The following is a 23,319-nucleotide window of genomic DNA, read 5'->3' on the forward strand; positions in this document are numbered from 1 at the left end:
GGGGCCTGGGTTCATCACCCCGGCGTGATACGCTGCGGCGCCATGGCGGAGATGAAGAGCGCTGAGGATTTCGACCAGGACCTGCTGATTCTGTTCGATGCGTACGTTCACGGCGACATCGACCGCCGCGGATTTCTGGAGAAGGCGGCGCGCTTTGCCGCCGGCGGCGTCACCGCCACCATGCTGCTGGGCATGCTGTCGCCGAAGTTCGCCGAAGCGCAGCAGGTGCCGAAGGACGACGCGCGGCTGAAGACGGCGTACGCGGAGTTCGAGTCGCCGAAGGGCTACGGCAAGATGCGGGGCTACCTTGCCCGTCCGGCGAAGGCCACGGGCAAGCTGCCAGCGATTCTCGTCATCCATGAGAACCGCGGGCTCAATCCGCACATCGAGGACATCACCCGGCGGCTGGCGCTGGAGAACTTCATGGCGTTCGCGCCCGACGCGCTCTTCCCGCTCGGCGGCTACCCCGGCACCGAAGATGAAGCGCGTTCGCTCTTCCCGAAGCTGGACCAGGCGAAGACGCAGGAGGACTTCGTCGCCGCCGTCCACTGGCTGATGAAGCGGCCGGACTCGACCGGGAAGGTCGGTGTGGTCGGCTTCTGCTACGGCGGCGCCATGGCGAACATCCTCGCGACGCGAGTGCCCAAGCTCGCGGCGTCCGTGCCCTTCTACGGCACCTCACCGGCGCCCGCGGAGGTGGCGAAGATCAAGACGCCGCTGCTGATCCACCTCGCCGAGAACGACCCGCGCGTCAACGGGACCTTCCCTCCGTACGAGGAAGCGCTGAAGGCGAACAAGGTGAACTTCCAGGCCTTCACCTATCCGGGAACCCAGCACGGCTTCAACAACGACACGACGCCTCGCTACAACCCCGAAGCCGCGAAGCTCGCCTGGACGCGCACGCTGGAGTTCTTCAACAAGCACCTGCGCTGACGCTCATGCCGTCATGGCCATGCTTCCGTTTCAGCGAAACGAAAGGGCCTGGAAGGACTTGCCGCTCCTGGTGAAGGCCAGGTGGTGTGGGAACACCGCCCAGAGCCTGCCACCGGCGACCTTGAGGCGCGGGTAGCCCGGCGCCGGCGTGGGGACCTTGAGCGGCGTGGCCTGGTCTTCGTCCAGGCGGAGGACGCGGTCGTCCAGGCCGACGAACAGGTGGTCCTTGAAGAAGGCCAGTGATTGCACGGCCCCCTTGGGGAGGGCGAGCTTGCGCGCCCTGCCCCTGGCGGGGAGCTGGAACGCCTGCGCGTCGGTATGGAAGAAGAGGCTTCCTTCGGGCCCCGCGCACGCGCCCCTCACGGGGAAGCGGGTGGCGTGCCGCGCGACGAGGGCGTTGTCCTCGAGCGCGAACAGACCGCCGTCGCCATACGCGTAGAGCGTGCCCGCGAGGGACCACAGACCGCGGAGCCCTGGCTGCTCCTCGCCCACCTGCTCGAAGCCCAGGTCCTTGCCCTCGCGGGTGAGCCGCCCCAGCCCGTTCGCCGAGCACAGGCCGAAGAGGGTTCCCTCGTGGATGACACCGTCCACCAGGTCGAGCGCGACGGCCCCCGTGACCTCCCGGAGCTTCCAGCCCTTGCCCCCGCCTGCGAACGCGAGCACGGAGACACCAAAGCCCGTGAGGCCCCAGGGCGCGCCCAGGTCCCGGAGGGTGGAGGCCACGTAGCCGTAGGGAAGCGCCTTGGGCAGCCTGGTGCGCTTCCAGCCCTTGCCGTCGGAGGTCAGCAGACGGTTGAAGTCCACGTCGTAGGTGAGCTCGGAGTGCAGTACCTCGTCCTCGTCCACGTCCACCGTCAACTGCTCCAGCCAGACCCGGTCGGTCCAGGGCTGGTTCCACTTCACCCCGTTGTCGAAGTCCCAGAGGTCATCCCCGGCGACATAGCCGTGGTCGGAGTCCGGGTGCGGCGTCCCCGCCAGCACCACCACGGTGCCCTGCGCGGTGACGTGGACGTCCGCCAGCACCTGCGCGACGGAAGCCACGTCCGGGCGCGTGTCCGCCCTGGCCCTGTTGACTCCCTTGGAGGACGACTTCTTCTGCGTGTCGTCTCGCGCGTCGAGCGCGGCGGTGTTGGTCGGACGGGGCCTGGGCATGGTGTGCATCCTTCGCGATCTCAGGAGGGCATTCAATCCGCTGCCACGTGCGCCTCACGGCCCGGCTCGGAGGCGTCCCTTCTGGCCGCAACGCCACGACAGCGCCACCGCGAGGAGCACCAGCAAGGCCCGGGTCGGCCCGCCGGGCGCGGCCCCACAGCCGCCCTCTTCCGACGGCGGGCCGGGCTCTACCGGCGAACCTCCGTCGGTGCCGTCCCCCGTGCCGCCGTCAGCGCCATTGCCCACGCCACCATCGGGCCCCGGCTGCACCACGACACAGGGTGCGCCGGACGCTTCGCCGGTGATGCACAAGCGGCCATAGCGCCCCAGGCCCTCCATCCGTCCGTCCACCACCGCGACCACCACGTGCGCCGCGTCCTCGGCGTCGACCTTCGCGGACAGGACTCCGAGCCCCTCCGCCCGGGAGACCCGCAACACGGCGTCCGCCGTCACCGCCGCCACCAGCAGGTGCGCTCCGCCGGGAGGCCCGCCCGCCTCGGGCTCGAAGACCGCGGAGACCGTCGGCGCGCCGCCCTCCACCTCGAAGTAGCGCGTCGACGCGGCCGCCACCCGCACGGACGGCTCGTCCAGGGGCAGCGCCCTGCCGGAGATGGTCACCGCCGCATAGCCTCCACCGCGCGCATAGCCGGGAACCCGCCCTGCCCTCGCGCCGGTGGAGAGATTCCACAGGGCGAACTCGGCGAAGGCGGTGTCGAAGTCCGCCCCCCAGTCGCGGCGCAGGGACGCGTCCACCAGCACCGGCCAGCGGACGCCCGGCGTCCGGACGCTCTCCTCCCACAGCGAGCGGAGGACTCCGTCCCCGAAGCGCTCGCCGAGGAACTGGAAGTAGAGGCCGGCACCGTAGCTGAAGGACACCGCGGGCCCTTCCGGGTCCAGCACGAGGCTGCGGTCCGGGCGCGCCATGTACGAAGCGGTGAAGTGCTCCAGGTCATCCAGGGCGGGCTCGAAGCGCTCGCTGGCCCAGACCGCGGTGCCTTCCGACGCCACACTGCCCAGGCCCGGGTGATAGGCGGCCTGCACGGCGTGGAAGAACTCATGGCTCGCCAGTACGTCCACCGCCTCCTCGTACGAGTCGTAGCCATAGCCCGCGAAGTCGTTCTCCTCGAGCATGTGCCCGGTGCACTGCGTGGACTCGCCCACACAGCCGTCCAGCCGGAAGGCCCCGTCCGCGCGCCCCGCGAAGTCCACCAGGTAGACGTCGAAGCGGCCATCGCCGCCGGCGTCCTCGCCCACCCAGGCGTCATCCGGCGGCCGCAGGAAGCCCAGCCCGGCGTAGAAGTCCGCGACCCGGTCATAGGCGCGGGCGACGGTGTCCACCGCGTCCGGGACGCCGTTGCCGTCCGCGTCCGCCGCCGGCACGGCGTTGGGCCCCGAGCGGGAGAAGTGGATGCGGAAGCTCCCCTCCGGCGACACGACCGACTCCACCGACTCGTCGTCGGCGAAGCGCGGCGGTGTCGCCGATGGAGAGGTCGGGCGCGCCCCCGCCAACAGCCCCGTGCGCCACTCCACGAACGGCTCATGCCGCTCATGGGGTCCGCGCGGAGTCTGGACCGGACCACATCCGGAAAGCAGCAGCAGGAGCAGCGCCCGGAGCCTCATGGCAGGAAGGCCCACCGGACGCGAAGCTGCCCGGAGCCGCTCGGCTGGGGCACGCTGCCCGTCTCGTTGCAGACCTGCTGCGGTATCGCGTCGTAGTAGCCCGTGACCTCCAGCTTCACGTGCCGGCCATCCGCCAGGCGGATGACGAAGACGTCCCCGGTCATCTGCACGCAGGAGGCGTACGTCCAGAAGGTGCTCAACCTCATGAGGGGCCCCTCGAGCCCCGAGGCGTCCTTGATGAACGTGCAGGACGGGTCGTACCAGGCCTCCGTCTTGAACTCCCAGGCGGGGTTCACGGCCGTCACCGACTCGAACGTGGTGCCCTCCGGAGTGGTGGCCACCGAGACACAGGACGGACCGGACGTACCGCTGTTCACGCGGATGTAGTAGCGACGGAAGGCGATGTCCCAGTCCGTCAGCGCCAGCGCCGCCTGGTCATCCACCGAGACCCGGGCCAGGCCCTGCGGCGTGAAGCGGGCATAGGTATAGGACATCGTCGGCGTGAGGCCGCCCGCGCGCGCGTCGATGTACGTGCGGAACTCGCCCGCCGGAGCCTGCTCCTCGCGCAGCTCGCCCGTGGACACGGTGGTGAGCAGACCGAGCTTGTCGATGCTCTGCTCCTTGCACGACACCTCGTTCAGGCACTGCACTCCCGCGTCCGTGCCTGCATCTGACTGCGTGCCGGCATCCGGCACCGGGTCGTCGTCGGACGACCCGCAATTCACCATCAACACCAGCGCCACCACCACGGCGGCAAGCACCCAGAGGCCCTGCTGTCCGGAGCTTCTCGTCATCGTCTCTTCATGCGTTCTCATTCGCTGGCCCTTCCTCCCGGTCGCACTGCGAACCCCCCGAGCCCGCTGTCGGCGCGGGCCCGGCTATCGATTTCGAGGCGGCACGCTACTTGAGAACGATTCGCATATTCAATATCGTGAACAGGAAAACTTCACGGCGCGCGCGGCTCCCGGGTGTCGCGCCTCTCGAAGAACTCGCGCCCCCCTTCCAGCAAGAGCCGGGGCGTCGGCCGCTCGTACCAACCCCAGAGGATGCGCTGACACCTGCGGATGCAGCGAGTAGGCTCGCGGCGCTCGTAGCGAACCTCCTCCCGCCTCGTGGGGCACGTCATGGAGTCCGGCCCACTGTTTCCAGCACGCCTGCCGCCGGGGACCCGGGTGGGGCCCTGGCGTGTCCTGGAGCGGCGCGGCTGGGGCGCGTACGGCGCCGTCTACCGTGCGCTCGGGACGGAGGACGTGCCGGGGCCCGTGGCGCTCAAGTTGGCCCTGCACCCCGAAGATGGACGCTTCGCGCGAGAGGTGGAGCTGCTCTCCCGCCTCCACCATCCGAACGTCCCGCGCCTCATGGGACATGGGCGCTGGCTGCAGCCCGGGGGCGCGGCCTACCCCTACCTCGCGATGCAGTGGGTGGACGGCGTGTCCCTCTACGACTGGGCGCACGCGCAGTGCCCCACCTCGCGCCAGGTGCTCCGCGTTCTCGCCAACCTCGCGCGGGCGCTGGCGGCCACGCATGCCGCGGGCGGCGTCCACCGCGATGTGAAGGGCGACAACGTGCTCGTGCGCGCCTCGGACGGCCAGGTCTTCCTGACCGACTTCGGCTCCGGAAGCTACGTGGGCGCCGCGATACTCACGTCGCCGCCATTGCCTCCCGGGACGCCGCCCTACCGCGCACCGGAGGCGTGGCGCTCCGTGCGCCTTCCCTTCCTGCCGTCATACCCGCCCTATGCGCCCGGACCGGCCGACGACGTCTTCGCGCTGGGGATGACCGCCTACCGGCTGGTGACCGGCGACTACCCTCCCACGCCAGCCCTGCTGAACGAGGTGGCCCACCTCTGGGGCCCGGAGGGAACGGGCCCCGTGCCGCCCCATGGCGTCAATGCCCGCTGCTGCGCGGAGTTGAGCCGGCTCGTGTCACGGATGCTCTCCGTGCGCCCCGAAGCGCGTGGCGGTGCCGGCGAATTGGCGGAGGCGCTGGAGCAGGCCGCGCGGAGCGCCGGGCCTGACGCGGATGTGCCGCTCTTTCCCCGGAAGGTGCTCCCTGTCGAGGAGGCACGGAGTGTCCCTCCACAAGTCAGGGGGCCTGCTCCGTGGTCCCGCCTCATCGCGGCCGCCAGCGTGGGCGCCGCCGTGGCGCTTGGAGCCGTGTGGATGCTGAGCGCGGAGCCTCGTCGAGAGAGGACCGAACCGGCCCACGCATCCTCCACCGAAGAGGCGAAGGATGCCGGCACCGTCGCCGTCGGTGACACTGCACTGACGGCCCCGGTGCCGCTGAACCGGGCTCCGGCGGCCATGTCTGTCATCGCCGTGGACCTGCCGCCCAAGCCGCTCCGAGGGCAGCTCCGGCCCGATGCGTCCGGTCGGTGTGCCCACCGGGGGCATGTCTCCATCAACGGCGGGTGTTGGGTGGAGGTGAACATCCGCCTGAAGGACTGTGACGAGCCCTATTACGTGCACAAAGGCGCTTGTTACGGCGCTGCCTACGCACCTCCGCGCCCCGCCACCTCGGACCCCTCGGAGCGCCCTGGCGACGTCGCTCCATAGGGGCACAGCATTTCCTGCCAGCGAGGTGAGCGCGGCCGGCCGCCGAGGGACTGGCGCCTGTTGCTCCGTCCAGGGCCGGAGCGCGCGCTCCAACAAGATGGGATGTTTTCACTGTGCATGGCATTGACGGGGATGTTTGACATTCAAAGACATTGGGCGAACACTGCGTGCGTCCTTCGCAGTCAAACCCTGTCTTCACACCTCGAAGGTGCGTCCATGCACAGGCTTCGCCCATCCGTCGTTGCCCTCTTTCTCGCGGTCGTCACGGTTCCGGGGCTGGTGCTCGCGACGGGCCAGCCGGTACACAGCATCTGGTCGACGAAGGGCGGAGCCGCCGTCATCCAGGGCACCCTCTTCGCTCCCATCCTCAATGACTCGGTGGTGAGCTGGCAGGAAGGCTCGGGACCCGCGTTCGCCAACGCGAAGGTGACGGTGAACACCACGGGCACCGCCACCGTTCTCGAGCTCAACCTGGTCACCCCGCAGGGCGTGCCGACGAACGACCTCGTGCAGGGCCTCTGGGACGTGACGCTCAATGGCATGCTCGTGTGCTCCGCGTGTCAGGGCTTCGCCAAGGGACTCAGCCATCCGGTGGGGAGCACCTACACCATCGACGTGAGCAACTCCTTCTACCGGCTCGACGGCATCATCACCTCGCGCTTCGACTACTGAGCGAAGTTGCCCCGCTCACCCCGAGAGCTACACCGCAGCGCTCCCCGCGGACGCCTCGCAAGTGGGGAGCCTGCCGCGCCGCGCGCAGCACCTGCGCCGCATCGCGCCCTCCCCTGTCCTGGCGCCTCGCCAGTCAGGCCGAGGTCTCCACAGATTACCGACAGTACCTGGTACGACTGCGACTCGCTTTGACGTGAGCAGCTGCCCGGCTGCCGAGAAGGTCCTCGGCAGCTGTCCGCGCCCCCGCGGGACGTCTTCATCCCAGCGCGGTGCCAACGCGACTTCCCCACGTCGGGGACCTGCGCGGTGCTCCGCCCCTACCGCGGCGTCAACCCCGCGGACCCCGGTCAGAGCGCATCAATCGGGCTGACGCGCACGTGCTTGAAGTAGAGGTCGTCGTTGCTGACCTCTCCCACGTCGAGCATGAGCACATGCACCTGGCCGCGAATGCCGGGGGCACGCCCGTCATCGAGGTTCCACACGGTCAGCCCTTCGATTTCCTCGTCACCCGGCACCCAGTTGATTTTGTGCCACTGGGTAATGGCCGCCGTCGTGCCAAGGCCTTCCCCGAGCTCGAGTGAAACGAGCCCCGTGTTCCAATCCGTGGCGAGAAAGAGCCTGCCGCTCGGACTGAACTCGCCGCCCTGGACCCGATAAAGCGCCTGCGGAAGCGGGACCGCGCCCCTGTAGGTGATGCTCGAGCCTGAAATGGCATACACGTACAGCTCGGTAGCGTCGAACTTGGAGCTGTACCAGAGGCCGTTCTTGGGGTTTCTGGCCATCCACGGGAAATTGCCGGGGCTGCGCTGCGGGCTGTTTTCCGGAAGTGGAATCACCGGGTGGTAGCCCAGGTTGGAGGTATTGAAGCGGCCAATCGCGTTGAACCCCGCGAAGCCCTCATCCGGCTCCAGGGGGACATACACCAGGCCACCGAACACATCGCAATCGCCCGGGTGTCTCCATCCCTGGTCGATATACGGACTCCTGTAGACGAGGAAGTTGTCCTCGTTGAAGCTGACGGTGACCGACTTCTTCGCAATGCGGCTCTGCTGCCCGGAGACATTGCGCCACGCGGAGGTGAGGAACCAGTTGCTGTCATCATGGCACACCCCCTGAAGCCCATTCGCCAGCTCGTAGGAGCGGTCGAAGGGGAAGTCCGCGAGGTTGGTGCTGGTCCCGACGTGATAACAGCCATTCATCTCCGCGTTGACGGACATCACCTTGCTGTCGCACGGAGCCAGCAGGACGAGCGGATCGGAGGTCGACCCGCAGTCCAGGGCTGCCTGCATGTAGCCCTTGGCGGAGAGGTTCTGGACCGTGCAGTTCATCTGGGCCGCCGTGAACGTATAGGACTGGACGCCGCCGATGGTGGTGATGATGTTCGCCTTGCTGCTGCTGGTCCCCTCCGGTTGCCAGAAGCCGCCCTGGCGCGGCAGGACCACGGAGGTGCTCCAGTAGTACCACGACCTCCCCGTGCTATCGACCTCTGCCGTCGAAGACGCGACCGTGGAGGCAATCGTCCGGCGCTCCCCCGTGTTGTTGTTGAGAGCGTCCACCGTGATGGCGGCGCCCGCCGCCGACGCGTATCCCTGAAACAGGATGGGTGCCGACTTATTGGGGACCGACGTGTTCTGGTAGGGCCCCGTCGTGCAAGCGGCGAGACATGCGACGAGGATGAGCAGGTACCGTGTTTTCATGAGCCCTTCTGGCGGTGGCTGGAGTACGAATGGTGCTTGGGGCTCGCGCACGCGGCCCCCGCGCAGTCGAACGGCCTTGCTCAGATTCCTTCGCTCGGGACTCACTCGCGGGCGGCACGGTGAGTCGCGCGCCCCTCTCGCGGGGGCCGCGCGGCTTCCCACGTGTCACCCAGGTGTTGAAGGCCCATGCGCCCGTGGCACCCTCCCCGGGGGCAATCCATCCCCCCGGGTCGAACGCGCTGCGGTGGCGAGGCCCTGCGCCCGGGTGGCGCACATGGGAGCAGGTGTTCCCGGCAACCCGTCAGCGGGGCAGTGCGGTACGGGGAGCACAACCAGGGAATACCTTCCTATGTTTGGGACGCCTTCTCATTCAAAGAATCCCAGAGGGCGTTGTAATCAGCGCGGTCGTAACTGCCGGTCCCGCCGGCAATCCTCGTAAACGCCTCGTCGATGGCGTCATAGATCCACAGCTCGGCGCCCATGTTCGAGATGAACTCCTCATAGGCGCGGGGGTTCTGCATTTCTCCTCGCTGGAGCACGACGCGCGCGTGGCACTCCGGCGTCATGACGACTCGCACGGTATCCGCGGCATGGCGGTAGTCCTTGAGCTGATTCGCGAGACGCGAGCATTCCTCCGGTGCGTTCTTCAACTCGACAGCCACGACCTCCCGACCAAAGATGGCGTCGGCAAAGCCCACCAGGTCGGCCCGGCTGCCTCGGATATTGACCTCCCGCTTGACCTGAAGCCCATCACGCCGAAGCCGCGCTTCCACCGGAGCCGTCAGTTCGCTCTCCGTCGCGACGCCTCCGAAAATGCGACGAATGAGCGCGGCATCCACGTCCGCGACGAGGACCGCCTTCGAGACCACATCCATGAGGTCCGGCCGGGTGCGCCCCGGCCATGTCTTCACGTAGAACCGAGCGGCATGTGCCAGCTGCTCCTCCAACTCCTCCAGATTCGCTGATTCGTATTCAGAAACATGGGGGTGATGGAGCTTCCGCATCGCTCCGAGAACTGCTTCCTTGCTCTTTGCGATACGCTTGGCGAGCGTCCTCCGTTCGATACCTCCAAGCCCCCGCCCCGATGCTTCTTCCGAAAGTGCTCCCATTGATGACTCCGCTGGATTGACTCGCCCACAGTTCACGTAGCCAGCAAGGATTGCTGGACAAGGACCTTCAGGTCGGGCTTCGTCTCATCTCTGCACGCTTGAAGAAACCGTACAGTTGAAGGTCGAAGGCGCACATACCTCCAGGGAGGTAGGCACTGTAACCAACGTCCGACCACGGCTCGCCCTGCATCCGCCAGCCGTCGCCCTTCTTCCTCAATTCCCTATCGGACCAGACACCAAGCCCACGGAGTCTCACGCGATACCTCTCGGGAGGGATGGGCAGTCGTCCGGGCGAACACCACGCTACGCGAGCAGTCGCATTTGACTCTCAAAGGAGCGGTGGTCATGGCCAATGTGCCAGATGTAAAGGTGACATGCATCACGAAGAGCAAGTCAGGGAGTGGTTATGAAGCGATCACTCACGTGGGCGGGGCCAATTGGAAGTGGTCAGTCGCGGATGTGATTGAATCAATCCGCAAGAAGACCAATACGTTCTACACGCTGGTTGAGGGAAATAGAGCGGATATTGGTGTCGTGGATGGGCAGAACGGGCCCTATCTCCGGACGTACGCCGACGGCAAGTGGAACGACAACCTGCTCGCGCTGGGGGAGTGTCCATAGGCAGCAGGGACACTGCCGCGGATTTAGACATCGAGGGCAGCTTCCGGCCTCCGCACCGGGCGCTGCTCTCGGCCCTCGCCCTAGTGGTGGATATATTCAGCCGCCGAATCATGGGCTTCGAGGTGCACGAGGAGGAGTCGTCCGAGCATGCCGCGGCCCTCATCCGCCGTTGCTGGCAGCAGGCCGGCTGCCCCGAGGGGCTCGGTGCTGCATTCGGACAACGGCGGCCCCATGAAGGGCGCCCCTGCTGGCCACCCTGCAATGGCTGGGCGTCACGCCCTCCTTCAGCCGGCCCCGTGTCTCGGACCGCTGGCGCACAGCTCGGCTCCACCCGTCAGCGCCCCTCTTCGGCCCTCTGCTCCAGCCCTCACCCTCAACAGGCCTTCTATTCGCCCTGTGCCCATGTGAGCATTCCCAACACCCTGATGGAGAAGCCCTTCGACGAAGGGCACGTGAGGCGCGTGGTCGAGAATCTGGTCCGCTTGTGGCCTCCCACCGCGGAGGCGTGAGGGCTCATGTGGAATGACGTGGAGCTGAGGAATCTTCCGGCCTGCGCGGCGCGACTGCTGGAGGAGGTGCGCCAGGCGGACGGGTTCGCAATCGTCCGCGAGCAGGTGGCCCAGGCCGAGGCGATTGACGAAGGGCTCGTCGACGAGATGACGGCGGGTCTGGTGAAGAGCTTCGGGATGTACCGCCAGCCTCGCTACCTGCATCCGGAGGCCTATGCCTGGGAGGAGCGGGACGGCGTGCGCACAGCGCGCATCCGGCCGCTGTCCGCCCTGCTCCTCTACTGGGCGGGCGGAGACGTGAGCCCCTACGTTCCGCAGATGGTGTGGGGACAGGGGCTCGTCGACTACCACTACGAGGAGACGGCGACGGAGAACGTGCTGGAGTTCGGCGCGACGAACTTCGACACCTCTGGCGGCTTCGAGCTGGGCTCGCTCGGGGAGACGCTGGTGGAGCTGGCCGAGGACGAAGCGGTTCGCAAGCTGGAGGTGTTCAAGCCGCTCGAGAAGCTGCTGCTGGTGCGCACCCTCCAATGCGCGCACGCGGCCGTGCTCCAGGCCGTGAAGTCAGACGCCTTCCGCGAGCTGCCTCGCGTGGAGCCGTTCCGCTTCTTCGCCACGCCGGGACACGACGCGCCGACCTGCCTGCTGCGACACGAGCCCTGAGCGAGGCCTGCTTCAGGCTGTCGCCGCCCTATCCCAACGAGGAGCCCAGGGCGACGTACCATCTTTCCAAATCCTGGATGAGCCAGAATGGTCGCAACCTGGCGATGTTGAAGAGCGTCGAGTTCTCGAACGTCTTCATCTTCGAGAAGGAATCCAAGCGGATGCCCGTGTTCGTGCTCCACGAGCTCAGCCACGCCTATCATGACCAGGTGCTCGGCTGGGAGCACGCCGGCCTCGCGGCTGTCTATGAGCGCGCGATGGCAAGCAAGAGCTATGACTGCGTGGAGCGCTGGCGTGGGCCCGAGCGGCCCAACACGGTCGAGCGTGCCTATGCCATGACCGACGTGGGGGAGTACTTCGCGGAGAACTCGGAGGCGCGCTTCGGCCGCAACGACTTCTATCCCTTCACACATGAAGAGCTGGGCAAGCACGACCCGGGCATGCTCGCGCTGCTCCAGCAGGTGTGGCAGGTCCCCACGACCACGACACCCACCGACTGACGACCCAGTGGCGTGGGACCAGCCTGTCCCTGGCCAACGCCGCCGACAATCGTCCCCTCCTCGTCAAATTTCCTAGCGTGGAGGATTCGCCGTGAGCCAGGAGCGGCAGGAGGTTCTCGTCGGCGCCAGTGAGCCGGGCGGCACCACGGTGGCGTACGTGAAGGGGCCCCGGGAGCATCGCTCGGGCGGCCCCGCCTGCGGCCCTCCTCGGCCCCTCTGCACCCTCCCTCCCCCTCAACAGGGCCCCTTTCCTCTTATGCGCCGAGGATTGCGCCTTACGCCCCGCGGCCGAGTCGCTCGGAGAAGAAGGTGCGCGAGCTGTGGCTCACCAGAAAGTTGGTTGTACGCATCGGGGACGATCGCCAGCGTGCCTCCCCGAAGGTTCCACGCCCTCCTGGTGGCAGCCCTCCCCGCGCCGCTCGGCCGGGTGGTGATGCTCAGCCAACTCACCGAGCAGGTCACCTTGCCGGATGGATGGGCTGGCGAGCCAGCCGCCCCACGCCGCGGCGAGAGTCCACCACCGCGCCTGAGCACCTCTCCCGTTTTACGGATTTTTCCTTGGTTAATGGCCCCGTATGCTAGGAACCGCCCGAGTGCCACCCACCGGCAGCCGGCCCGTCGGGGCGGGAGTGCCGGCCCGGCGCATCCCTGTCCCACGAGGAACCCATGACGACCCGAAGCTCCGCGGACCTGGCCACCATCCGACTCGCCGTCCTCCTCACCCTCGCGAGCGCCTGCGGAGGCCCGGCGCCCGAAGGTGACGAGGAGCTGGGGATGCTCCCGCAGGCACTGACGCGAGGCCCGTGGACCTTCGATGGCAAGCCGCTGGATGCGTACACGCAAGCCGAAGCGCAGGCGGACTTCGGCGCGTCGACAGGCTGGGTCGCCACCAATCAAATCACCGTCGGCTCCTCGGGAGGCAACGAGTACCTGCGCGTGAAGCTGCCGGCCAGCACGGAGAACGACGGCGGCAAGTTCTATCCGCTGCTCTGGACGTCCGGCGAGTACGCCACGGCCACGCTCCGCTGGAGGATGTACCTGGAGCCCGGCTGGGACTTCTACAGCGGCGACCTGAAGATGGCGGGCGTGACCGGAGGGAAGGGCTACACGGGCGGCGCCGGAGACGAGGCCCAGGCGAACTGCGACGGCTGGAGCTCGCGGTTCGTGCTCGGCGGCAATCCCAACAACAAGCTGTATGCGTACTACTACGGCTGCGACATGACGGGCACGCCGTCCGGCGGAATCCTCTACGGCAACAAGCTCGGCACGGGCTGCACGGTGACGGTGGGCGAGTGGTACACGCTCATCATCTCCGTCCAGGCGAACACCAGCGGACAGGCGAACGGGAAGCTGCGCATGTGGGCCCGGCGCGAGTCCGACGGCACCGTGTGCACCGTGGCGAGCAGCGACACGCGCCGCTTCGCCAACGACACGGCCACGTACACGTGGCACGAGAACTACCCGCGCAAGTGGAATGCGGAGTGGTTCCGCGGAGGCGCCGGCACGCCGCCCGCCGAGGACCACTACCTCCGCGTCGACGACGTGCTGTGGAACAACTACTTCTACTCCACGGCCCCGTCGCTCTGAGTCCGCGATACTTCCCGCCCACGAACCGTGGGCCAGGTGAACGCGGCGGGAGAGTCACTCCCAGAGCGCCTGCTGCCGGGAGCGTGCCTCGGCTCTCCTGGTGGACAGCCAGCACCTACCGGGGAGTGAATAGACGGCGAGCGCGGCCGTCGATTCGCGCATCGCCAGGAGGTGCCGCTGTGTCGCGAATCCGGAGTGCACTCGTTGCCCTCGTGCTCGTTGCGCCAGCCGCCTTCGCGGAAGGAGGCCTCGGCACTCGCAGCAAGAAGCCGGACACGCCGTCACGCCTGCACGGGCTCACCACGATGCTGCCAATGCCCAACGGCGGATTCCTCACCGTGGGCGGCTCGAACCTCCGGATGCTCGCGCCGGGCGGGCAGCAGTTCACCTCGCTCCACCGGATTCCGAAGGACAACCTGTACCGCGTCGCCTCGAACAAGGCCGGCGACGTGCTCGCCGCGTGGGAGAAGGACGCTTCGCTGCACTACTTCACCGGCACGCCGCGACGGCACGTCACCCTCCCCAAGCCGAAGCCGCCCACGGACGCGCTCTGGGGTTTCCAGGTCGGCTCCCTGGCCTTCCTCGAGAATGGACGAGACGCGCTGGTCCACATGGAAGCGCACAAGGAGCCGCGCGGCGAGGTGAGCATCGCCTACCGGGTTCCGCTCGACGGTGGCGCGCCCGAGCTCCTGTACCGCGTCGAGGAGGGACGGCATCTGGACAGGCGCCGCGACGTCGCCCTGTACTTGATACCGGAGAGGCCCGATCAACCGTGTGAGCACCGCACCTGCCCCGTCCGCGCGGTCGTTGCCTACGAGCTGACCGGACACGGCGTGAAGCACACCGTCCTGCTCGACGGTAGGGACACGCCGGTGGGCAACGCTCGGATGATCTGGGGGAACACCGACGCGCAGGTGTTCCTCGAGCTGAGCCTCGCGCGTAACGAGCGCGCCGTGCTGCGGTGGCGGCCGGGACAGCCGAAGGCGGACATCCGCCCGTTCCCGAAGTTCGCCTCGTTCGACGAGCGCCTCTTCTCGACGAACTCCGGCGACGTGCTCCAGTTGCTCAACCACCAGGAGGAGTCGCTGGTCATCCACCGCCACACGCCGGACGGGAGGCAGGACACGCTCCGGCTGCCGGCGTCCAACGATCCAGACACCATCGACAGCAATCTCCATGCGCTGGGGCTGCGGAAGAACGGCGCGCTGTGGATGCATTGGGGCGACTTCGTGCTGCTGTTCGACCGCGATCTGACTCGGAACCCGCGCGCCTACAGCGTCGAGCCGCTGCTCACGCGCCGGACGGAGTGGGCGGACGTGGCGGTGTACGTCCAGGAGCCAGAGGTGCTGTGGATTGGCATCGAGGTGGGACGCGGCCGCGACTTCGCGCGGGTGGGTTTCGCCGAGATGGAGAAGCACGCGAAGCCCTGGCGCGCGGTGCGGACCACGAACACCGAGTTCGACTGAGCGCGCACGGCCTCGCGGAGCGCGACACGCCTCCTCAACTCTTCACCCTCGGCAACTTCGGCGGAGGCGGCTCCAGTTCGTCCTGGGAGCGGGGGCCGCGGGAGTCGGGTCTACCGACAGTAGGTGATGGCGTCCATCCTCCACCTGGCCCCGCCGGGCCATACCCACCCAGGTCGTGGCTTCTCCGGCGGCTGGGACCTCGACGCGGGGCATGGGCCACCTTCCGCCCCATGCGTATGCGCCGAGGCGTTGTGCAACCGCGTGCACGGCACCTGTGCAAGGCGCGGCACATGCGCGCAGTCGAGAGCGAGAGGGGCGTACGGGGCGCGATGATTGCAGTGCCGGGCCGCATGCACCCGCACCTTTCATCCGGACTCGCCCTGGTGGCGTCGCTGCTGCTCACCCTCTCCGCGGGCGCTGCGCGCGCGGAGCCCGGAAACAAGGGGGCCCCCTCACCCGCCGAGGGAGTCTCGCTCGCCGCGGGCGCCCCGCGCGTGGCGCCCGGAACCGGGGAGACTCCATCACCCGCCGCGGGAGTCACGCCTGACACGGGGACGCTCGCGCAGGCGCAGCCCGCGCGCTGGAGCACGCGCGCGCGACTGGGTGCGGAGCTGGGCGGAGGCATGCTGGGAACCGTGGGAGGTGGCCTCATCGGTGGCGCGAGCCTGGGACTCCTCGGGTTCGCGTCGTGTACGGGTGGAGGGCTGCTGGGAAAGGACTTCTGCATCCTGGGGCTTGCCACCGCCGGGGCGGTGCTGGGAGGCGGCATCGGGATGCCGCTGGGCATCGCGTGGGGAGGCGCCAAGGCCGGGGGCAACGGTTCGGCATGGGGGGCCGCGGGCGGCGTCCTCGTCTCGGCCACCGCCACCGGCCTCGTCCTCTTCTCCGAGCGCCCCGAGCTCGCGGGCCCGGTGGCGCTGACGGCGCCACTGCTCGGAATCATCGGCTACGAGCTGACGGACACCGAGCCGGACAAGGCCGTCACGCCGACCCTCATGCTGCGGCCCGGGGGCGGCAGCCTCGGGCTCCAGGGCTCCTTCTGACGCTCCCTCCCCTCCTCCGCCCCAGGGATTCCTGAGACACCTTTCTGGGGGCAGGACTCGAGGGCCATGCAAGGTGCTCCAGAATGGCGTGCACCCCAGCGGGGGCCGTCAGGGATGCCAGCACCCGCCGACGGCCTGCTCACCGAGAGCAGGCGAAGACCCATCGACGGCGCGCTCTCGCAGGAGTAGTCGTGCTCCCGGGCGCCGCGCCGGCCGTCCGCCGCGTGGCGTCCAGGGGAGTCGTGGGGGCCGACGCCCCGCCTCCCGTCCTCATGTCGTGCGGCCTCGGGCTCCGGGCATGGCCCGGGTGGGGGCGCGGGCCCATCCTGAAAGCGGACCTCGCCTGTGGGGAGGGGCCGCATCATGGCCTTCGCATCGACGCCTGACGTGGACACGCTCGAGGAGGCGTGGCCGGAGCTTCCGCTGGAGGAGTGGAAGGACACCTACGCCACGCTGCACCGGTACGCGCAGATACTCGGGAAGGTGAAGCTGGCGGACGGTGGCGCATGAGGTGGCGAGGACGCCTCACCGGTGCGGCCCTGGGGCTCCTGGCCCTGGCCTGTGGCGGGCCCTCGCAGGGTGTCTCCGAGCCCGAGGCCCCTGAGTCCACCGCGTCCGAGGAGCAGGCCCATCCTTCGCGAGAGGGCCTGATGGCCTCGGAGCAACCGCCGGACGCGGGCGCTGGTGCCTGCACGCCCCCCTGCGGCTTCGGCTTCGCGTGTCAGGAAGGCCGCTGCATCGTGGTGCGCGTGGCCTGCCAGGACGAGCGGGGCTGCGAGGCCCCATACGCGTGCCGGGACAGCGTCTGCGGGCTGCCCGGAGGCCAGCGCTGTGTCAGCGCGCTCCAGTGCCAGTCGAGCCGCTGCATGAACGGGTACTGCACCTACAGGCTGTTCAGGACGTTTTGAGGGCGGCGGCTCAGCAGTCCATTGGCGGCAGCTTCATCTTGCCGTGCCTGGCCTTGCCCCCATGGGGGCAGCGTCGGTGTGTCGGAGACGCCGGGAGGCGGCGCCACCTTCACGGTGTCCCTGCCGCTGGAGGGCCCGCGCTCCTGAATGGAAGGAGGCGGGCCCGGCGGAGGCTCTCGGAGCGCTACTTCGTTTCAGGAGCGAACGCGTTGACCGCCACCCAGCCGGAGCAGGCGACGAGCGTGCCTGGGCCGGCCTCACCCGTGCACGCGCGAATGGAGAGCACGGGGTTGTTGGGATAGCTCCGGTCGCAGACCGCCGTCGTCCCCGCGCCGTTCGAGTTCCAGCAGCTCCCTGTGCTTCCGGTGTTGTGGTTGTAGACGACCGCCACGGCGGAGTGGCCGTCCGCCAGGGTGTCCCGGACCGTGAAGGAGTCGTTGGCGGAGTCATAGGAGATGCTCGCGCCAGAGATGGTGATGGTCGTCACCAGGCTCTGAGAGACATTGCCTTCCGAAACGGGCGGAGGGGCGACGTCCGGCGACTGCAACTCCTGCGCCTCGAAGGTCTGGCTCTCCTCGGGCATCCCACCGCAGCCCACGAGCAAGCCACCCAGCGTCAGCGTCAGCACGGTCATCGAACGGATCATGGCAATCCCTCCTGCGCTCGCGAGCACGGAAATCGCGCTCGGCGAGGACAATAAGTACGTATTTCTGGTTTGTCGGTCAATTCCTGAAGAAGACTGTTTTTGATAGCGGACAGTAGACGGCTATCGCTGATAGGCGGGATAGAAGCCATGTCGAGGGAGAGGGCTGGAGCGAAGGGGCCGAGAAGGGCCGCTGCCGGGGCCAGCACGGCCGCGCGCCGCGCGGGCACACGGGACTCGGCAGGGGGCCCGACGCGGCTGCCCGACAGCGCGGTTCAGGCCTGGAACCTGGGGGAGCCCCGTCACCGGACCTCGCGGTGACGGGGCCTCCTACTCCAGCGCTACGGTGCCACCTCGTGTGCCAGCACCTCGCGCACGCCGTCACCGTCCAGGTCGACGAAGATTGCCGCCGCCCCCGTCACGCCCAGGCCGTCACCCGAGGGGCCCAGTGGCATCGTCCACCGCAGCCACCCGGGCTGCCACGCCAGTGAGCCCAGCACGCCCAGCTGGTCCTCGCGGCGCACCACCAGGTCGTCGCGCCCGTCGCCGTTCAGGTCGCCCGCGGCCTGGAAGATGTCCTCGCGGCGCAGCTCCCAGTCATCCAGCTTCTGGTCATACCAACCCGCCAGCAGCGGGTCGAGCTGACCGTTGCCAACGGCGAGCACGCCGACGGCCTCACGCAGCGTCGCCAGCAGCTCGTCCCGGCCGTCGCCGTCCACGTCACCGGCGAGCCGCAGCGAGTCCTCCGGACGCAGCTCGCCGATGCCGGTCCAGGTTCCCCATGGCCAGAAGGCCAGCGGCTCGGGCCAGCCCTGGGACAGGACCACCACCGCGTACCCGTGCTCGCCGCGCACGAGCAGCTCCATGGGGCCCTGGGCGGAGAAGAAGTGGCCGGTGGCCTCCACATGGCTGTCCCGGCTCAGCACGTCATCCCCCAGCTGCTCCCCGTAGGGCATGAAGCCCCAGGGCTCCAGGCCGTGCTCCGTCCCGCGAAGGAACGTCCAGCCCTCGGGTCCGCGCAGCACCACGTCCAACCGCCCGTCCCCGTCGTGGTCCGCCACGCCCTCCAGGGAGTCGTCCGGCGTCAGCGGCCCCTTCCCCAGCTCCATTCCCTCCGGGTACACCACCCACGAGTCCAGCGCGCCCGAGCCATCCGCCCGCAGCAGGCCGATGCCACCCTCGCGGCTTCGCACCAGCAGCTCCGCGCCCGGCTGCCCGTCGAAGTCACCCAGGTGTACCAGCGTGTCCTCCTGCCGGAGCAGCCACTCGCCCACCGGCGACTCCCACGCCTGCGCGGTGGACACCCGCGCCTGCCCCGTCTGCGCGTCCCGGCCCAGCAGCGCCAGCCCACGCCCGTCGCGCAGCACCACCTCTTCGCGCCCGTCTCCATTCACGTCCCCGGCCAGCACGGCCTCCTGGGAGCGCGTCCAGTCCCAGCCATCAGCGGGCACGCCCTCCTCGAGCAGGCCATTCACCCCCAGGGCCTGGAACCCTCCATGAAGGGTGACGAGCAGGCCCGAGGTGCCGGCGCCGTCGGTCTTCTCGCCAGTGCTCACCTTGAGGCAGCGGGGAATGAACATGCAGAACCGATCCATCGGCGTGGTGATGCCCCAGTACTTCAGGAGGGAAACGAAGCTGATGGGGCCCTTGCTGGGGGGAAGCTCGGGGTCGGGAACCTCGTCGAGCGGCGCCTTGGTGCCGGAGGGCAGCAAGGACAGGTAGGTGACGATGGACAGCGAGGTGCCCAGGTCCTCCACGAAGACGACGTCCGCCTTCTTGTCCCCGTTGGCGTCCACGAAGCGCACCGCCATGTCGTCGCCGGGCGGTGCGACGACGTTCTGGACGGCGATGCGGCTGAAGCCTCCCAGGCCATTGGACAGCTTCACCCAGAGGTGGGTGCCGTCATAGGAGACCATGTCCATCAGCCCATCGCCGTTCATGTCGGCCCATCTGGCGTGCTCGTCCCACTTCTCGCCCCACTCGATGGGGGTGGGCGTCATCGTCGGAGAGAAGGCACCTCCCCCGATGGCCAGCTGCGTGTAGAGGTAGTTGTTCCGGATGGCGACCCAGTCCACCAGCCTGTCGGGGCTCGTTACCAGATGGAGGCTCGCGAAGGGGGACCACCCCGTGCCGAAGGCGAGGGGCGTCTCCACCAGGGCGCCAAAGCCGCCGCTGACGGCTGGGAAGACGGACACCCTGGCGCTGTCCAGATAGGCCAGGTCCTTGCCCGGGTTCCCGTCGAGGGTGGCGGCGGTGAAGTAGTCGAAGTTCCAGGCGGAAGGCAGCGTCTTCACCTTCGAGGCCGGGAGGAACGTGGCCGTGCCTCCCGAGCGGCTCCAGTACACCTCATTGCCGCGGAGCTGGACGTAGTCCGAGCCGAAGGCGCCATCCACGTCCGAGAGGAGGACGGAGTCCTGCCAGCCGCCACTGCCGCCCACGCCCATGGGGTTGCCCTTGGGGGTCTCGAAGGTGCCAGTCCCCTTGCCCTTCGCCACCCAGAACTGGGTGTCGCCCGCGAAGAGGTAGTCCGCCAGGCCGTCTCCCGTGAGGTCCGTGGCGAGCGCCCATTCCGACCACCCCGTTCCCCCCAGCGTCGTCGAATGCGCCGTGGCGGCGTACGTTCCGGACGCGGTGGACAGCACCACCGAGGCCGCAGTGTCACCGAAGTAGACGTAGTCGAGGCCGTGGGCATTATCGATGTTGGCGAAGTCGAAGTCCCTGTCCCTGGCCTTGTTCGGGCCACCGAGGGCAACCACCCGGGGGTTGGGCTCACCGACCAGGGTGGCCGCGAACGCGATGCGGGCGAACTCCGCGTCGAACGTGTCGGTGCGCACCAGGATGGTCCTGGCGGGCGTCACGCTCGTGTCCACCGCGGTGATGACTCCGGCCACGGACTTCGGCAGGCCGGTGATGGCGTCGACGGCGAAGCAGGCCCCCCCCGAGTCCCCCTTGGCCGGTGTCTGCCCGGCACCGTTCGCCACCGTGACGAGGGTGCGTCCCACCTGGGCGCTGACCAGGACGTCCGCGTAGCGGAGCGTCCCGGAGCCGCCGGTGGAGGTGAAGCGGCCGTAGCCCATGCAGCGGACGGTGGAGCCCACGAGCGAGGGCCCCCGGTAGAGCTGGAGGGGGATGCCGGTGATGATGGGCTTGGCGAGCTTGAGGAGCGCGACGTCGTCCCCGGTAGTCACGGCGTGCGGGTTCACGGTGCTGACGAAGGTGTCACCCTTCGAGGTGCCCACGGTGCCCAGCGTGACGGTGATGGTGGTGGGGTCCATCCACGAACCGGTGTCCGTGCCATCCACGGTGAGGCAGTGGCGCGCGGTGAGCACCCAGCGGGAGGACAGCAGGGTTCCCGAGCAGGTGCCCAGCGGGCTGTCCAGCAGGACGACCCGCGTCAGCTCGGGAGCGATTTCGGAGCCGGAGATGATGGACCCGCTCCCGGTCTCCGGTGGCCCCGGCGCGGCAGTGCGCGTCGCAGGGGGGGACGTCCGTGGCTCGCAAGCCACCAGGAGCAACAAGAGTAACGACAGGCGCTGAGACATTCCGACTCCTCATCGAAGAGGTGAGGATTATCGTCTACCTGTCTGACATTGGAGGCCCGCCTCTTGGGACTCCGGCTCGGTGATACATGCTCCCCCAAACGGGAGCGGAGTGGACGAGCGTGGCGCCCCAGGCAGCGGCCAGCACGGAGCCCATGAAGGAGAAGACGCCGCGAGGAGACTGGGAGGCACCGTTGGGTCCCGCCATCGTGCGAGGTCCCACCCGCTTCGTACGCGGCTTCCCCGAGGCCGTCCGGATGGAGAACCCGTGGAATGTGCCGCTCCCCCGAGCCCCGGCCCTGCTGGGCGACGGTGCTGACGACGTCTCCAATCGCAAGCGTCCGTCCTCGAACTCCACCACGGCATGGCCGGAAGCGGCGGCGAAGGGGCCGACGGGCCCGGCAGGTGAGCATGACCGGCCGGCTAGCGGATACCCTCCGACTATGGTCGGATACAAATTCGATGCTCGGCATCTTCAAAGATAGCGCCGGCCGGCTCCGCAATGGTTGGTGGCTCCTCGTCTTCTACTTCACCCTGGGTGCCCTGGTCGTACCGGCGACTCTTTACGCCTCCTCGTCAGGGAGTTCCGTCACTCCAGCCTCCCAGGCGTTATTGGCGGTGATCGCCACCTGGATCTGTGTGGCCTTCAGGCGCGAGCGTATTTCCTCCGTGCTCGGGACCGCGGCCAGTTGGAAGAGGGGCGTTCCGCAGGGGCTCGCACTCGGCGCGTTCATCTGGGCATCGGCGGCGGGAACGGCCTGGCTGATCGGAGCCGTCGAATGGGAGTGGGGCCAGAGCCATGCCCGAGCCGTTATCGACGGCCTCATCGATTGTGTTGCAGTGGCCGTGGTCGAAGAGTTCGTGTTTCGCGGCTTCGCTTTCCAGCGCCTCGTCGACGGTGTTGGTGCATGGGCCGCTCAGGTCCTGATGGCGCTCTACTTCGTGCTCACGCATTCGACCGGAATTGACGCCGCCGGGGATTTGCAGGTGCTGGCCACGACGAACATCTTCGCCGCCAGTCTTCTATTCGGGACTGCATACCTGCGGACACGCTCACTCGCCCTGCCGATCGCGCTGCATTTCGCGCTCAACTTCGTGCAGGGCCCACTTCTGGGCTTCGGTGTGAGCGGAAACCACGCCCAGGGCGTGTGGATGCCCGTCCTGGCGAATGGAGCCGAGTGGTGGACGGGAGGGGCATTTGGCCTGGAGGCGAGCATTCCGGGTACGGCCGCCATCATTCTGGCCCTTGCTACGGCGCTGATGTGGCGCCGACGCGCGGACTCGGGAGTGTCGGTTGCCCGGTTCCCAGCGGCGTAATAGCAGCCGCTCCTGGAAGGCTTTCCCCTGTTCGGAGAGGGGCCGAGGTTCAGGGAGCTCGAGCAGGAGGACGTAGGAGGACGTTCGACTTCGACGTGTTCGCCTGCGTGAGGTGTGGAGGCAGGCGGCGAGTGCTGGCGTACGTGAGCGAGGCGGCCCAGCCCAGGCTCTTGCCGCTCCCGCATGGGAGGGCGGCCTGGATAAGCAAGGAAAGCGGGTGCTCTCGGAAAGCGACTTCAGCCCTGTCTGGGTTCCAATGGGCGGACCGGACGGTGGCCGCCGTCCAACACGACGCGCTAGCGCATCCTGTGCAGGGTGAGCACCTGGGTGAACGTCCTGTCCCCATTGGGGGTCGTGCTCAGCATGCCACCCACTCCCAGATAGTCGCCCGTGCCCCCGATGATGGGGATGAGCGAGGTGCCAGTCTCAGCCTCGCGGCCCGCGACGGTGATGGTGCCGTCGGCCATGGTGAGCGTCCACTGGCACTCGCTGAACTGGCCGGGCAGCGTCCGGATGCAGTAGCCGCTGTTGGAGCCAATGGTCTCCCGGGCCTCGTTCAGCAGGGGCTGGTCGAAGACGAACATGTCGCCCGGCGAGTCTCCTGGCGCTCCAAGGTCCACCGGTGACGCAATGCCACTGCGGGCATCCGCGATGGTGACCAGCGTGTTGGTTTCCTCCGCGTGGGCGCTGGAACAGCCCAGCATCTGTGTGGCGACAGGCACCGTGAGAACGGCCATGAGGCTCAGCTTGCGCATCGTGTCTCTCCTTGAAATTGGCTCTTCGTG

General features: G+C 68.3%; 21 protein-coding genes and 1 pseudogene. 14 read left to right on the plus strand and 8 right to left on the minus strand.

Translation table 11 applies throughout. The features are described 5' to 3' along the window. The first annotated feature begins 51 nt into the window (after window positions 1–51). The gene (locus ACX9TP_RS26535; RefSeq protein ID WP_482973409.1) at window positions 52–933 is read left to right on the plus strand and encodes a dienelactone hydrolase family protein; all 882 of its coding nucleotides are present in this window, start codon (window positions 52–54) and stop codon (window positions 931–933) included. 30 nt (window positions 934–963) lie between these two features. Here the strand turns inward: ACX9TP_RS26535 and ACX9TP_RS26540 are convergent, their stop codons facing one another. From ACX9TP_RS26540 to ACX9TP_RS26550, 3 genes are read right to left on the minus strand one after another with little or no spacing between them, the layout of a single operon-like run. Next, the gene (locus tag ACX9TP_RS26540) at window positions 964–2,085 is read right to left on the minus strand and encodes a hypothetical protein (RefSeq protein WP_482973410.1); all 1,122 of its coding nucleotides are present in this window, start codon (window positions 2,083–2,085) and stop codon (window positions 964–966) included. Between the two features lie 54 nt (window positions 2,086–2,139). After that, window positions 2,140–3,705: an MXAN_6640 family putative metalloprotease gene (locus ACX9TP_RS26545; protein WP_482973411.1), complete on the minus strand. Its 1,566-nt coding sequence runs from the start codon at window positions 3,703–3,705 to the stop codon at window positions 2,140–2,142. Next, window positions 3,702–4,520: an HmuY family protein gene (locus ACX9TP_RS26550; protein WP_482973412.1), complete on the minus strand. Its 819-nt coding sequence runs from the start codon at window positions 4,518–4,520 to the stop codon at window positions 3,702–3,704. Before ACX9TP_RS26550 ends, ACX9TP_RS26545 begins: the two co-directional genes overlap by 4 nt. A 357-nt stretch (window positions 4,521–4,877) precedes the next feature. On the opposite strand from ACX9TP_RS26550, the gene ACX9TP_RS26555 reads away from it, so the two are divergent. Continuing rightward, window positions 4,878–6,260 carry a serine/threonine protein kinase gene (locus ACX9TP_RS26555; RefSeq protein ID WP_482973413.1) on the plus strand — a complete coding sequence of 461 codons (1,383 nt, stop codon included), beginning with the start codon at window positions 4,878–4,880 and terminating at the stop codon, window positions 6,258–6,260. 216 nt (window positions 6,261–6,476) lie between these two features. After that, entirely contained in the window at window positions 6,477–6,932 is a 456-nt protein-coding gene (locus tag ACX9TP_RS26560; RefSeq protein ID WP_482973414.1) for a hypothetical protein, read from the plus strand. 347 nt (window positions 6,933–7,279) lie between these two features. On the opposite strand, the gene ACX9TP_RS26565 is transcribed toward ACX9TP_RS26560, so the two are convergent. Further along, window positions 7,280–8,629: a hypothetical protein gene (locus ACX9TP_RS26565; RefSeq protein ID WP_482973415.1), complete on the minus strand. Its 1,350-nt coding sequence runs from the start codon at window positions 8,627–8,629 to the stop codon at window positions 7,280–7,282. A gap of 347 nt (window positions 8,630–8,976) precedes the next feature. After that, window positions 8,977–9,738: a hypothetical protein gene (locus ACX9TP_RS26570; RefSeq protein ID WP_482973416.1), complete on the minus strand. Its 762-nt coding sequence runs from the start codon at window positions 9,736–9,738 to the stop codon at window positions 8,977–8,979. Window positions 9,739–10,083: 345 nt separating this feature from the next. On the opposite strand from ACX9TP_RS26570, the gene ACX9TP_RS26575 reads away from it, so the two are divergent. The 10 genes and pseudogenes from ACX9TP_RS26575 to ACX9TP_RS26620 all read left to right on the plus strand — a co-directional run bounded on the left by ACX9TP_RS26575 (window position 10,084) and on the right by ACX9TP_RS26620 (window position 17,035). Then, a complete protein-coding gene (locus ACX9TP_RS26575; protein ID WP_482973417.1) occupies window positions 10,084–10,359 on the plus strand; it encodes a DUF3892 domain-containing protein in 276 nt (91 codons plus the stop codon). 74 nt (window positions 10,360–10,433) lie between these two features. Further along, window positions 10,434–10,666: pseudogene (locus ACX9TP_RS26580) on the plus strand (DDE-type integrase/transposase/recombinase); the annotation flags it as partial. Between the two features lie 208 nt (window positions 10,667–10,874). Beyond that, window positions 10,875–11,531: a hypothetical protein gene (locus ACX9TP_RS26585; protein ID WP_482973418.1), complete on the plus strand. Its 657-nt coding sequence runs from the start codon at window positions 10,875–10,877 to the stop codon at window positions 11,529–11,531. Window positions 11,532–11,608: 77 nt separating this feature from the next. Next, on the plus strand, window positions 11,609–12,031 hold the full coding sequence (locus tag ACX9TP_RS26590) for a hypothetical protein (protein WP_482973419.1): 423 nt from the start codon (window positions 11,609–11,611) through the stop codon (window positions 12,029–12,031). A 256-nt stretch (window positions 12,032–12,287) separates the two neighbouring features. Further along, complete coding sequence (locus ACX9TP_RS26595; RefSeq protein ID WP_482982225.1) at window positions 12,288–12,701, plus strand: glycogen debranching enzyme N-terminal domain-containing protein; 414 nt, start codon at window positions 12,288–12,290, stop codon at window positions 12,699–12,701. Beyond that, window positions 12,698–13,618: a polysaccharide lyase gene (locus ACX9TP_RS26600; RefSeq protein WP_482973420.1), complete on the plus strand. Its 921-nt coding sequence runs from the start codon at window positions 12,698–12,700 to the stop codon at window positions 13,616–13,618. The genes ACX9TP_RS26595 and ACX9TP_RS26600 overlap by 4 nt, the downstream gene beginning before the upstream one ends. Window positions 13,619–13,797: 179 nt before the next feature. Further along, window positions 13,798–15,084: a hypothetical protein gene (locus ACX9TP_RS26605; RefSeq protein WP_482973421.1), complete on the plus strand. Its 1,287-nt coding sequence runs from the start codon at window positions 13,798–13,800 to the stop codon at window positions 15,082–15,084. Between the two features lie 290 nt (window positions 15,085–15,374). Further along, entirely contained in the window at window positions 15,375–16,127 is a 753-nt protein-coding gene (locus tag ACX9TP_RS26610) for a hypothetical protein (RefSeq protein ID WP_482973422.1), read from the plus strand. Between the two features lie 363 nt (window positions 16,128–16,490). Next, window positions 16,491–16,637, plus strand: a complete 147-nt coding sequence (locus tag ACX9TP_RS26615; protein ID WP_482973423.1) for a DUF5996 family protein — start codon at window positions 16,491–16,493, stop codon at window positions 16,635–16,637. Beyond that, window positions 16,634–17,035, plus strand: coding sequence for a hypothetical protein (locus ACX9TP_RS26620; protein ID WP_482973424.1), 402 nt, complete (start codon window positions 16,634–16,636; stop codon window positions 17,033–17,035). Before ACX9TP_RS26615 ends, ACX9TP_RS26620 begins: the two co-directional genes overlap by 4 nt. Window positions 17,036–17,219: 184 nt before the next feature. Here ACX9TP_RS26620 and ACX9TP_RS26625 read toward each other — a convergent pair whose 3' ends face one another. Both ACX9TP_RS26625 and ACX9TP_RS26630 read right to left on the minus strand, forming a co-directional pair. Further along, window positions 17,220–17,681: a hypothetical protein gene (locus ACX9TP_RS26625; RefSeq protein WP_482973425.1), complete on the minus strand. Its 462-nt coding sequence runs from the start codon at window positions 17,679–17,681 to the stop codon at window positions 17,220–17,222. A gap of 338 nt (window positions 17,682–18,019) precedes the next feature. Beyond that, window positions 18,020–21,220, minus strand: coding sequence for an FG-GAP-like repeat-containing protein (locus tag ACX9TP_RS26630; RefSeq protein WP_482973426.1), 3,201 nt, complete (start codon window positions 21,218–21,220; stop codon window positions 18,020–18,022). A gap of 459 nt (window positions 21,221–21,679) precedes the next feature. Between ACX9TP_RS26630 and ACX9TP_RS26635 the strand changes: the two genes are divergently transcribed. Continuing rightward, window positions 21,680–22,534, plus strand: coding sequence for a CPBP family intramembrane glutamic endopeptidase (locus tag ACX9TP_RS26635; protein ID WP_482973427.1), 855 nt, complete (start codon window positions 21,680–21,682; stop codon window positions 22,532–22,534). A 296-nt stretch (window positions 22,535–22,830) separates the two neighbouring features. Here the strand turns inward: ACX9TP_RS26635 and ACX9TP_RS26640 are convergent, their stop codons facing one another. Then, window positions 22,831–23,289, minus strand: a complete 459-nt coding sequence (locus tag ACX9TP_RS26640) for an allene oxide cyclase barrel-like domain-containing protein (RefSeq protein WP_482973428.1) — start codon at window positions 23,287–23,289, stop codon at window positions 22,831–22,833. Window positions 23,290–23,319 lie beyond the last annotated feature (30 nt).

Source organism: Pyxidicoccus sp. M15 (assembly GCF_056858435.1).